Below are 11,797 nucleotides of genomic sequence, written 5' to 3' on the forward strand. Positions count from 1 at the left end.
TCAGTTCGCGGCCGCGGCGCGCGACGCTGCCTGCGTCGCGCGCACGCGGGCGAGGATTTCGCGTTGGGCGCGGTCGTTGATGTCGCTGTTATAGGCGAATTGATTGAACGGCCCGCGCACCGAGAACGGGAAGACGATGCCGCCCCGCGGCGAACGCGGCGCAAGACGCACGTCGAGCCGGCGCTGAGGCAGGTCGATGACGCCGATGCCGGGGATACGCAAATCCTCGGTGTTGAAACTCAGATTGTCAGACGCGAGTACGCCATCGGCGATGGAGAAGGTGCCGGAGAAGCCTTGAAACGGCGTGCGTGCTTCCGGCGCGATCAGCTCGCCGCGCAGCGCGTTGCGGATCGTGGTGGCGACGCCGCCGAGGTCGACGCCGTGCAGCACGCCGGACACGACTTCCAAATGCGTACGGCCATCCACACTGGCGATGAGCTCGCTTTGCGTGAGCCCCTGGGCGACGAGATTCAGGCTCAGCTCCGCGCGGCCTTCGATGCCTGCGAAATTGATAGCGTCGCTCAAGAAGCGTTGGGCGTCGAGGCCGGTGAAAGCGAGGTCCTGGACGATGCGGGCGCTCGGTTGACGTGCATCGATCTCAAAGCGGCCGCGGCCCGAACCGCCGTAAAGCGTCATATTGTGCAGCGTCGCGGCCAAGTATCCGTCATTGAGCACAAGGTTCAGCCGCGTGCTGTCGAGGCGCATGTGCTGGAACAGCACGGCGTGCGTCACCAGTTCGAGATCGGCGTTGAAGATGCGCAGACCGGCCCAATCGATCGGCGTCTCGCTCGCCTCCGCCTGCACGTCGAGCGCGCGTGGCGCGGCCTCGACGGCGGCGATTTGCGCGTCCGGCGCGCTCTGCACGGCGTCAGGCATGGCGGCGGCGATTTCTGCTTGCGCCACGGGCGCCGCCGGCGGCGCTTGGCCGGAGAGATACGGGTTGAGATCGAAATCGAAGAGTTCGAGACGGCCGCTGAGATACGGCTTGTTGCGCAGCGAAGAGAGCACGAAATCGCCGCGGCCGCGGATGAGATCGAGCGCGAAGCCGGCGTTGGAGAACGCGTAGCGCCCGCCGCTGATTTCGAGGCGGCCTGCTACGGCGAAGGCCTCAAGCCCGACGCCGCCCTGGATGGGTGAGCCGCCCCAGGCGGCGAGCTGGCGCAAGCTCGGGCCCGAGGCGCGCACAAGGCCGGCCAGTTCGCCGGAGACGGCGAGCGTCTGGCCTTCGAAATGCATGTTCAGCAATTCGCTCTGCACATCGATACTGAGCGGCATGCGCTCACCGCGCAGCATCGCGCTGGGGCGACGCATGTCGATCGTGAGTTCGACCGGGCGATCGGCGTACCGGATCGAACCGGCCACGTTCATCGGCTCATCCAAGCCATTGAGCGCCGTTGTCAAATCGACATCACCGACGACCCAGCCGACGCCGCGGCGCGCATCGAAAAAGCTGGCCTCACCATCGACGATGCGCACTTCGCGCAGGCGGGTGCGGCCAACGTCGACGTTGGGCTCGGACGGCGTTGTCGTTGGCGGCGGCGTGGGTGTGGGTGTTTGGCCTTCTGGCTGACGCGGCCTGAGGATCCAATTCGGGCGCCCCTCGGCGTTCACTTCGAAGGCGATGTTTGGGCGCTGCAGCACCAGCCGGCGCACCACGACTTGGCGATCCAGGAGCGGGCGCAATTCGACGCCGATGTCGATCTCCTCGGCGGTGACGAAGGCGGGCGCGCGTCCTCCCTCGACATTGGCCAAGGTCGCCTGCTCGGCCCGCAAGCCCAGCACCGGCCAGAAGCTGACGCCGACGTCGCCCGCGATGGTGAGGTCGCGGCCGGTTCCGTTTTCCACCGCCCGCTCGACCTCGGCCCGGACGTCCAGGCGCAGGATCAAATAGGCCAGGGCGCCCGCCCCGATGAGCGCGGCGGCAACGAGGCCGCCACCGATCAGCAGAACCCACCGCTTCCAGCTCATGCCGGCTCTCCCCACCTTTGGCCGCAGCCTAGCCGCTAGCGCTCGGGGCCGGAATAGCTATCTAGGGGCCATGACCCAACCCGTTCCCGTCACCGTGCTCACAGGCTTCCTGGGCGCGGGCAAAACCACCCTGTTGAACCGCATCCTGACCGAGCCGCACGGCAAGAAATACGCCGTCATCGTCAATGAGTTCGGCGAGATCGGCATCGACAACGACCTGATCGTCGACGCCGACGAAGAAGTGTTCGAGATGAACAATGGCTGCGTCTGCTGCACGGTGCGCGGCGACCTGATCCGCATCATTGAAGGTTTGATGAAGCGCAAAGGCCGCTTCGACGCGATCCTGGTGGAGACCACCGGCCTCGCGAAGCCCGCGCCCGTGGCGCAGACGTTTTTCGTGGACGCGGACGTACGCGCGAAGACAAAGCTCGATGCGATCGTGACGGTTGTCGATGCGAAGCACGTCGCCGGCCAGCTCGCGAACCAAGAGGAAGCGGCCGAGCAGATCGCGTTCGCGGACGTGATCCTGCTGAACAAGACCGATTTGGCTTCACCAGAAGAACTCGCCGCTGTGGAGCGCCAGGTTCGCGCGGTGAACGCCACCGCCCGCATCCACCGCATGAACCGCGGCGACATCGCGCTCGACAAAATTTTGGACGTTGGCGCGTTTGACCTCGATCGCGTGACCGAGATCGATCCGCACTTCCTGCCCGATCACGATTGCGACGAGGCCTGCGCGCATCACGACCATGATCACGACCATCATGGCCACGATCACCACCATCATCACCACGATGAGCACGACCACGTCGCCGCCTCCGGCATCGCCAGCGTTTCACTGTCGACCGACAAGCTGATCGACCCGCAAAAGCTGCTGCCATGGCTGAACGACATCACCCAGCAGCGTGGGCCTGACATTCTGCGCCTCAAAGGCATTTTCGCCTTCCCGGACGAACCGAAGCGCTTCGTGGTGCAAGGCGTGCACATGATCATTGAAGGCGACACGCAGCGCGATTGGCGCGCGGATGAAAAGCGCGTGTCGCGTCTCGTGTTCATCGGCCGCAATCTCGACCGCGCCGAACTCGAAACCGCTTTCGCGGCCTGCGCAGCGTGACCGCGCAAGTTTACGAGACCGGCCGTCGTCTGGCTTTAGGCGCTGGGGCCACTTCAGTACATTGGATCGGCGACGAGGCGCTGTTTGCGCTGAGCGACGGCCAAGTGCTCATCGCGCCGCGCACGGGTGACACTCGCCGCATTGATGCGCATGACGGCGTGATCCTCAGTGCGGCGCTGCATCCGGATGGCAAGCGCATCGTCACCGGCGGCGATGATGGACGATTGAAAACCATTGCGCCGGGCGGCGAGGTGCTGACGCTCGCAGAAGCGCGCAGATGGGTCGATCACGTCGTCACAAGTGCGGCGACCAATCTGATCGTTGCGGGCGTCGGCAAGGAAGCCATCGTTTTCCAAGCCGACACGGAAACGCATCGCTTTGCATATCCCACCAACCTCGGCGGCTTGGCGCTCGACGCCAAGGGCCGGCGCTTGGCCGCGAGCCATTATGGCGGCGCGACCCTGCGTTACGTGCTGACGCCCACCGACAAGGGCGTGGCGCTGAATTGGCAGGGCTCGCATCTGGCCATCACCATTTCGCCGGACGCCGCTTACGTGATCACCGGGATGCAGGAAAACGCGCTGCACGGGTGGCGACTACCGGAAAAGACCGATTTGCGCATGGACGGCTATCCGTCGAAGACGCGCTCGTTCTCGTGGGACAGGCGTGGGCGTTGGCTCGCCACGTCAGGCGCGAACGCCGCGATCGTGTGGCCGTTCGTCGGCAAGCTGGGGCCGCAAGGCAAGCCGCCGCTTCAGCCCGGGGAGCGCGAGGCGCTGGTGACGGCGGTGGCGTTCCATCCGACCGAAGAAGTGTTGGCGATTGGATATGCCGATGGCGCAGCGCTCGTTGTCCGCTTCGCCGACAGCATGGGCATGGAACTCGATGAGCCCGGCGAAGGCGCCGTCAGTGCGCTGGCCTGGAGCGCCGACGGCAAGCGGATCGCCATTGGCGACGACGCCGGACGCGGCGCCATCGTGGACGTCTGATCAGCGCGTCTCCCAGGCAAGCCAAACAGCGATCAAAGCAATGCTGAGCGCGAGCGCGCGGCGCAGGGCCGGCGCGTGCGATGTTGCGGCGATGAGCTGGCCCGCCCGCGCCGCGCCGAGCACGATCAGTCCATGCACGAGAAGGGCGATGAGCAAATGGGCCGAGCCCAAGATCAGCGCCTGCAGCCAAAACGCGCCGCGACCGTCGGCGATGAAGCCCGGCAACAAGGTCACGTAGAACACCGCGGCCTTCGGGTTCAGCACGTTGGCGATCAGCCCGCGCCAGAAGGGTTTGTGATCCACGACGCGCGTGTGGGCGGGCGATGCATCACTGGCGCCGCGCCACGCTTCCCACGCGAGGTAGAGCAGATAGAGCACGCCCGCCCAACGCAGCGCGCCATAGACGATCGGCGCCGCCGCGATCAGTTCGGCGATGCCGAATACGGCGAGCAACATGTAGAAGGCGAGACCGACCGTGACTCCCAGCACGGCCTTGAATCCAGCGATGCGACCCTCGCTCGCGGACAGCGCGGCGAGGTAGCCCATGTTTGGACCCGGCGTGAGTTCGATCAGGCTCACGGCCAGCAGGAACGGCAGTATGACGCTTGGCTCGACCGGCAATGGGGGCATCTCAGCGCGGTCGCGTATTCTGCGCCGTCAGCACCTGATCCATCACCTTCACCACGCTCGCGATCTCGTCAACGATGCGGCGCGCGCGGGAGGGATCGACCAAGGGCTTAAACAGATCGCCCGGTTCAAACAGATTGCCGCCCTCCACGGCGACGAGCAGATCGCCATTCTCGAAGGCGCAGCGAATGCGCTTGCCGTGCAGCGCCGTCTCGAGCGCGATCAGCCGTTCCATCATCACCGGATGCAGCAAATAGCGCGCCTCGACTTGATCCGTGCTCCACACCTCAAACGCCTTCTCAAACTCAGAGGCGACGAGCCGCACCCGCTCCAATTGGCGCCCATCCGCCTTGCCGCCGCCGAACACGTTGAACACGCCAGCGTCGCGCCGCACGATGGTGACGCCCAGAAATTCGATCGGGAAATGCATGCGGATCAGCTGGCCGCGAAACACCGTGGTGTAGCGCGTGCGGCCCTTGCTGTCGGTGGAGCGTTGTTCGAGATGCGCCTCGTAGAGATCGAAGGAGCAATCCTTGTAATTGCCGTGAAACCAATCCTCGAACTTGGAGCGCGCGAAGCTCGGCACGAGCTGCAATTGCTGGAGGCGCGGAAACGCCGGCGGGCTGAAACCGCTCAAAGAGAAGGACGCGCCCATCGCTTCAGCGATCGCGGCGCAATATTGCCGCTTTAAGGTCTGCCCGACTTTCGCGAGCGGCTGGTAAGCCAACACGCCGCCGACGACGAGCACGGCGAGCGCGAGCATGAGGCCGTGCACCATTTGCTGGGTGGACAAGACGAGCGCTATTGCGGCCGCCGCCGCCAACCCGACCGTGATCCACATCCACTTCTTGAATGTCGCCACCGCCTCCACGCGATCGGCCTCGTTTGCGACGAAACACGGCTCGATCCGTTCTTTGTAGAGTCGGTCGAAGGTCGCGTCGTCCAATCGAGCGAGGTCGATGAGTTGCGGCTGCGCGTCCACGGCGATTCCCCGTGAGACATTCCTAGCCTGCCCTGCGTCGCGCGCCTATTGCCACCGGTTTCCTCTTGCGTAAGTCTTGGCCCATGCAGATTGACCGCCGCGCCCTCCTGGCCGCCTCGCTCGCCGCCGCAACCCCAGTTCCGGCGTTCGCGCAAGCCACGCCGATCGCCCGCACCCAGCACGGCCGCGTGCGTGGCGCGACGATGAACGGCGTTCATGTGTTCAAAGGCGTACGCTATGGCGCGGACACCGCCCCGCGCCGTTTTCAGGCGCCGGTCGCTCCGCGGCGTTGGTCCGGTGTGCGCGACGCGCTGGCGTATGGCCCCGCTTGCCCGCAGCGTGGCGATGACGAGGCGCAGAGCGAGGATTGTCTCTTCCTCAATATTTGGACGCGGGGCTTGCGCGACAACGCGCGGCGGCCGGTGATGTTTTACATTCATGGCGGCGCCTATTCGTCCGGCTCCGGCTCGCACCCGCTTTATAACGGCGCACGGCTCGCGCAACGCGGCGACGTTGTCGTGGTGACGATCAATCACCGCCTGAACGCCTTCGGCTATCTCTCGCTCGCGCGGCTTGGCGATTTCCCCGACAGCGGCAATGCCGGCCAACTCGACATCATGCTGGCGCTGCGTTGGGTGCAGGAAAACATCGCGGAATTCGGCGGCGATCCGGATTGCGTGATGGTGTTCGGCCAATCCGGCGGCGGCGCGAAGATCGCGACCATGATGGCGCAGCCGGCGGCGGCTGGCCTGTTTCACCGCGCGGCAACCATGAGCGGGCAACAAGTAACGGCGTCCGGCCCGTTGAATGCCGAGAAGCGCACGCTAACGTTCATGGAAGCGCTTGGCCTGGCGCGCGGCGATGTGGAGCAATTGCGGACACTACCCGCGCAGCGTTTGGTCGAAGCGCAAAGCGCGCGCGATCCGATCCTGGACAATAGCGGGCTCTATTTTGGGCCGGTGCTCGATTTCGTGCATTTGCACCGCCACCCGTTCTATCCCGACGCCGCGCCGCAATCGCTGCACATCCCAATGATGCTCGGCAACACGCGTGACGAGACGCGCGGCTTTACGGGCCAGGATCGCGCGCCCTTTAATTTCACTTGGGCGCAAGTGGCCCCGGCGTTGGTGACGCAGATGCGCATCGATACGGACCCCGCGCACGTTGTCGCCGCCTATCGCCAACGCTTTCCAGATTGGACGCCGAGCGAGGTGTATTTCGCCGCTTCCACCGCTGCGCGTTCGTGGCGTGGTCAAGTGATCGAGGCGGAAGAACGCGCCCGCGCGGGCGCGCCGGCCTATGTGTATCAACTGGATTGGCGTAGCCCTCGCGAGGGCGGGATTTTCCGCGCGCCACACACGCTGGATATTCCGTTGGTGTTCGGCAATCTGGAAGCGTCCAGCTTCATTGGCGAGCGCACGGAAGCGGGCGAGCACATTTCGACGCGGATGATGGATGCGTTTATCGCCTTCGCGCGGACGGCCGATCCGAATTGCGCGACGATCCCGCGCTGGGCGCCGCATACGCTGCCGGCGCGCGAGACGATGGTGTTCGATACCGAGACGCGCATGGAAAACGATCCGCGCCAGTGGGAGCGGGAGTTTTTCTCGGCGATCCCGTACGTGCAGCCGGGAACTTAAAGCGTCCGCAATCCCTCTTCGACGCTGATCACCGGCGCATAACCCATCTCGGCGCGCGCCTTGTCGTCCTTCAGGATCGCGTCGCGCGACATGATCATGGCGCTGAAGCGCGTCAGCGGCGGCTCACCCTTCATCGGAAACGTGCGCCAGAGCGTTTCGCAGGTCGCGCCGATCGCGTCGGCGACCCAGCCGGGCACGGATTTATCCGCGAGCGACACGCCGCGCGCGGCGGCCATGCCGCTCATCATCTCGCGCATCGGGCGGACGCCGTCATCGAGGATGAAATAGGCTTCGCCGGGCCGGCCCTTGGTGAGCGCGAGGTCGATCGCGTGCACGAGATTGGCGATGTGGGTGGTGGAGGTCATGGCGCCGCCGCCATTGATCCACATGAATTGGCCGGCCTTTGCCATCGCGACGATAGTCGGCAGCAGAGTCGTGTCGCCCGGCCCCCAGATGAAACGCGGACGGAGCACGATGGCTTCAAATCCAGGCGCGTTGGCCGCGCGCACCAGCTGCTCGGCTTGCGCTTTGGTGGAAGAATATGGGTATGGCGAGTGCGGCGCGAGCGGATAGGTCTCGTCAACGCTACGCAGATGCTGGCCGTGGAAGAGCCCCGCTTCCGTACCGATATGGATGAAGCGCTTCACGCCCGCTTCGCGCGCCGCCGCCAGCATGCGCGCCGTGCCATCGACATTGAAGCGCTTCCAGGCGTCGCGCGGGCCCCATTGCTCCACGAACGCGGCGCAATGGATCACGGCCTCTGCGTCGCCGATATTAGCGGCTGTTACGTCTTCCAGATCGCAGCGCACCGGCTTGCCGCCGAGCGCGGCGATCTTTGCATCGGACTTTTCCGAGCGCGACATGGCGCGGACATCATGCCCCGCCGCCACAAGTTTCTGCGTCGCCGCCCCGCCGACAAAACCTGACGCGCCGGTGACGAAGATGCGCATTAGCCGGCTCCACCAATCTGCTTCAGGGCATGTGCGAGTTTCGCGGCCGTTGTCGTCGCGTCCTCACGCCGTTCGCGCAATTCCTCGACCACCTCTTCCGGCGCCTTCTTGATGAATTCGGCGTTGTTGAGCTTCGCGTCCATCTTGCCGATTTCCGCCTCGAGCTTGCCGATCTCCTTCGCCAAGCGCGCGGATTCCGCCGGCAGATCGACCACGCCTTCCAGCGGCAACGCCACCGTCGCGCCATCGAGCACGAACGTCACCGAGCCTTTCGGCGCGTCCTTGGCGCTGGTCGAATATTCGAGCCGCGCCATGCGATCGATCAGATCTTGGTAACGCTCCAGCCGCGCCTCGGTGGCCGCATCGGCGCCGATCAGCAGCAATGGAATCTTGGCGCCGGCGGGCACATTAAGTTCGGAGCGGGTGGAGCGCGTCTCTTCGATCAGGCGCACCATCCAATCGATCTCGGCTTCGGCGGCCGCGTCGATCAGATCGTTGCCCAGGCGCGGCCAGGTCTCCGAGATCAACATGCGCTCGCGCTTGTGGCCATATTCGCCCATGCGGGTCCAAATCTCTTCGGTGATGAAAGGCATGAACGGGTGGAGCAGGATCAGGATTTGATCGAGCACCCAGGCGGCGGTGCGGCGCGTCTCAAGCTTGGCGGCTTCGTCTTCACCGTTCAACAACGGCTTGATGAATTCGAGATACCAATCGCAATAGACGTTCCAGACGAATTTATAGAGCGCGCCCGCCGCTTCGTTGAAGCGCCGCGCCTCCAATTCGCGCGTCACCGCCGCCGCCGCTTTCGCGGTTTCGCCGATGATCCATTTGTTGACGATTTGCTGCGGCGAACGTGGATCGTAACTATCCCACACCGCGCATTCGTTCATTTGCGCAAAGCGGGCGGCGTTCCAGAGCTTGGTGCCGAAATTGCGATAGCCTTCGATGCGCTGTTCGCTGAGCTTGATGTCGCGCCCCTGCGCCGCCATCGCCGCCAGCGTGAAGCGCAGCGCATCGGCGCCGTATTTATCGATCAGGTCCAAGGGGTCCATCGTGTTGCCCTTGGACTTGGACATCTTCTGGCCCTTCGCGTCGCGGACCAGGGCGTGGATATAGACTTCGTGGAAGGGGACTTCCTTCATGAAGTGCATGCCCAGCATCATCATGCGCGCGACCCAGAAGAAGATGATGTCGTGCGCGGTGACGAGCGTGGAGGTCGGATAGAAGCGATCAAGCTCCTTCGTCTTCTCCGGCCAGCCGAGCGTCGAGAACGGCCACAGGCCGGACGAGAACCACGTGTCGAGCACGTCTTCGTCTTGGCGCAGCTCCGCCTCTTTGCCGTAATGCTTCTTCGCGGCGGCTTTCGCTTCGGCCTCGCTCAGTTCGACGAACACGTGGCCATCTGGCCCGTACCACGCCGGAATGCGGTGGCCCCACCAGAGCTGCCGCGACACGCACCACGGCTCAATGTTGCGCATCCATTGGTAGTACGTTTTCGTCCACGCCTCCGGCACGAACTTGGTGCGGCCGTCTTCGACCGCCGCGATCGCGTCCTTCGCCAGCTCGCCCGCGTTCACGTACCATTGGTCGGTCAGCATCGGCTCGATGACGACGCCGGAGCGGTCGCCAAACGGCTGCATGATCTTTTTGTTCTCAACGCCGGCGAGCAAACCCAGCGCTTCGATGTCGGCAACGACTTGTTTACGCGCTTCAAAGCGATCAAGGCCGCGATATTTCGCCGGCACGTGCGCAGCGTCGGCCATGCGGCCCTTCGTATCCATCAGGATATACATGGGCAGGTTGTGTGCGCGCGCGACTTTGTAATCGTTGAAATCGTGTGCGCCGGTGATCTTCACCGCGCCTGAGCCGAAGTCCGGATCGGGGTATTCGTCGGCGATGATCGGGATGTAGCGATCCGCGAGCGGCAACAGCACGCGCTTGCCGACGATCGGTGCATAACGCTTGTCGCTTGGATGCACGGCCACGGCGCCGTCGCCCAGCATCGTTTCAGGGCGCGTCGTAGCGATGGCGATGTAATCGCGCGTTTCCCATTCCGTCGGATTGCCTTCTTCGTCGTAGGCGATCGGGAATTGATAGGTCTCGCCGTTTTCCAGCGGGTATTTGAAGTGCCAGAAATGGCCGGCGACTTCCTTGTTCTCGACTTCGAGATCGGAGATCGCCGTTTCAAAGTGCGGGTCCCAATTCACAAGGCGCTTGTCCTTGTAGATGAGGCCCTCCTTGTAGAGCTGCACGAACACTTTCAGCACCGCGGCCGACAAGCCTTCGTCCATCGTGAAGCGCTCGCGCGACCAATCGCACGAGGCGCCCAAGCGGCGCAGCTGCTGGAAGATCATCCCGCCGGATTCTTCCTTCCACGACCACACGCGCTTCAGAAACTCTTCACGGCCGAGCGAGCGGCGATCTTCGTTCTTGCCGGCTTGCGCGAGCTGGCGCTCGACCACCATCTGCGTGGCGATGCCGGCGTGATCCATGCCGGGCTGCCAGAGCACGTTCTTGCCGCGCAGGCGCTCGAAGCGGCAGAGCACGTCCTGCAGCGTGTTGTTGAGCGCGTGGCCGATATGAAGGGAGCCTGTCACGTTGGGCGGTGGGATGACGATGCAGAACGCCTCGGCGTTCGGGTCGTCCTTGGGCTTATAGGCGCCGGATTTCTCCCAAGCCTCGCTCCAGCGCGGCTCGACTTCCTTCGGATTAAACGTCGTCTCGATCATCGGGAGGCTATAGCAGGCCCCGATGCTGCAATGCGAGAGGGCCGCTTCACCCCGGACGCGCAAAAGAAAACGCCCCGACCAGGGCCGGGGCGTCCTCAAATCTCAAAGGCTGGAGAGCCTACCGCGCCAAGCGCGCGATCCGTTCCAGCTCGGCCTCGACCCGCGATTCCACGATCGCCGGCAGGTTCTTATCGAGCCATTCCTTCAGCATGGGCTTCAGCAATTCGCGCACCACGCCTTCGATGGTCTGGTTCGGCGCATCCGAGATCCGCAACGTGCCAGCCAAGCGCGCCATGGCGCCGGCGGCCGCGCTGGCGGTGGGCGGCGAGAGGATGGTGTCGACGCCCGCGACGTCCACGCTGGGCGGGGGCGTATAAACCGGGGCAGCCGGAGCCGCGGCTTCAAAAGCCGGCGCCGACGCGGGCTCTTCATCAAAGACGATATCGTCTTCACTGGCGGCCGGCGGCGGCGCGGCGGCGGCCAGTGGAGCCGGCGCAGGCGCGGGCGCTTCCGATTCCGTCAGATCGAGCACAGCTTCCGGCGCGGGCGCCTGTTCTTCTTCGGAGATGATCCGGCGAATCGACGCCAGAATTTCTTCCATTGAAGGTTCGGCTTGCGGATCCTGCAGCGCCATTTCCTGCCTCGTGAGTTCAATCGAGTCGCGTGACTCGCCGACACGTTATTGATGCGATTGATTCCCGTCCATCAAAGCACGTACGCAAAGGTGCGCGCATGCGGACAAGAATCGACCGCGTGAAAGCACGCGCAGCGTGGCGCCCGATAAAATAAGAGGACGTT

General features: G+C 64.4%; 9 protein-coding genes. 3 read left to right on the top strand and 6 right to left on the bottom strand.

The genetic code is table 11. The features are described from left to right. The gene (locus tag VF769_RS03680) at positions 1 to 1,968 is read right to left on the bottom strand and encodes an AsmA family protein (RefSeq protein WP_331007016.1); all 1,968 of its coding nucleotides are present in this window, start codon (positions 1,966 to 1,968) and stop codon (positions 1 to 3) included. Positions 1,969 to 2,038: 70 nt separating this feature from the next. Here VF769_RS03680 and VF769_RS03685 point away from each other — a divergent pair, with 70 nt between their 5' ends. Together VF769_RS03685 and VF769_RS03690 are read left to right on the top strand one after the other, a co-directional pair. Continuing rightward, positions 2,039 to 3,082 carry a GTP-binding protein gene (locus VF769_RS03685; RefSeq protein ID WP_331007017.1) on the top strand — a complete coding sequence of 348 codons (1,044 nt, stop codon included), beginning with the start codon at positions 2,039 to 2,041 and terminating at the stop codon, positions 3,080 to 3,082. Then, entirely contained in the window at positions 3,079 to 4,071 is a 993-nt protein-coding gene (locus VF769_RS03690) for a hypothetical protein (RefSeq protein ID WP_331007018.1), read from the top strand. Before VF769_RS03685 ends, VF769_RS03690 begins: the two co-directional genes overlap by 4 nt. Here the strand turns inward: VF769_RS03690 and VF769_RS03695 are convergent, their stop codons facing one another. Continuing rightward, positions 4,072 to 4,692 carry a LysE family translocator gene (locus VF769_RS03695; protein WP_331007019.1) on the bottom strand — a complete coding sequence of 207 codons (621 nt, stop codon included), beginning with the start codon at positions 4,690 to 4,692 and terminating at the stop codon, positions 4,072 to 4,074. A 10-nt stretch (positions 4,693 to 4,702) separates the two neighbouring features. Next, positions 4,703 to 5,680, bottom strand: a complete 978-nt coding sequence (locus VF769_RS03700) for a DUF3137 domain-containing protein (protein ID WP_331007020.1) — start codon at positions 5,678 to 5,680, stop codon at positions 4,703 to 4,705. Between the two features lie 83 nt (positions 5,681 to 5,763). Here VF769_RS03700 and VF769_RS03705 point away from each other — a divergent pair, with 83 nt between their 5' ends. Next, complete coding sequence (locus VF769_RS03705; RefSeq protein ID WP_331007021.1) at positions 5,764 to 7,320, top strand: carboxylesterase/lipase family protein; 1,557 nt, start codon at positions 5,764 to 5,766, stop codon at positions 7,318 to 7,320. Here VF769_RS03705 and VF769_RS03710 read toward each other — a convergent pair. The 3 genes from VF769_RS03710 to VF769_RS03720 form a co-directional block, all read right to left on the bottom strand. Beyond that, entirely contained in the window at positions 7,317 to 8,270 is a 954-nt protein-coding gene (locus tag VF769_RS03710; protein WP_331007022.1) for an NAD-dependent epimerase/dehydratase family protein, read from the bottom strand. The two genes, VF769_RS03705 and VF769_RS03710, sit on opposite strands and share 4 nt — an antisense overlap. Next, the gene (locus tag VF769_RS03715) at positions 8,270 to 10,999 is read right to left on the bottom strand and encodes a valine--tRNA ligase (RefSeq protein ID WP_331007023.1); all 2,730 of its coding nucleotides are present in this window, start codon (positions 10,997 to 10,999) and stop codon (positions 8,270 to 8,272) included. The genes VF769_RS03710 and VF769_RS03715 overlap by 1 nt, the downstream gene beginning before the upstream one ends. Before the next feature lie 118 nt (positions 11,000 to 11,117). Beyond that, positions 11,118 to 11,633: a DUF2497 domain-containing protein gene (locus VF769_RS03720; protein WP_331007024.1), complete on the bottom strand. Its 516-nt coding sequence runs from the start codon at positions 11,631 to 11,633 to the stop codon at positions 11,118 to 11,120. Positions 11,634 to 11,797: the final 164 nt, after the last annotated feature.

Origin of the sequence: Vitreimonas sp. (assembly GCF_036392335.1) — a bacterium.
GTDB lineage: Bacteria > Pseudomonadota > Alphaproteobacteria > Caulobacterales > Aquidulcibacteraceae > Vitreimonas.

Excerpts from the sequence above, each read along its gene's own strand:
- VF769_RS03680 (WP_331007016.1), bottom strand. The coding sequence starts at position 1,968 with ATGAGCTGGAAGCGGTGGGTTCTGCTGATCGGTGGCGGCCTCGTTGCC.
- VF769_RS03685 (WP_331007017.1), top strand. The coding sequence starts at position 2,039 with ATGACCCAACCCGTTCCCGTCACCGTGCTCACAGGCTTCCTGGGCGCG.
- VF769_RS03705 (WP_331007021.1), top strand. The coding sequence starts at position 5,764 with ATGCAGATTGACCGCCGCGCCCTCCTGGCCGCCTCGCTCGCCGCCGCA.
- VF769_RS03710 (WP_331007022.1), bottom strand. The coding sequence starts at position 8,270 with ATGCGCATCTTCGTCACCGGCGCGTCAGGTTTTGTCGGCGGGGCGGCG.
- VF769_RS03715 (WP_331007023.1), bottom strand. The coding sequence starts at position 10,999 with ATGATCGAGACGACGTTTAATCCGAAGGAAGTCGAGCCGCGCTGGAGC.
- VF769_RS03720 (WP_331007024.1), bottom strand. The coding sequence starts at position 11,633 with ATGGCGCTGCAGGATCCGCAAGCCGAACCTTCAATGGAAGAAATTCTG.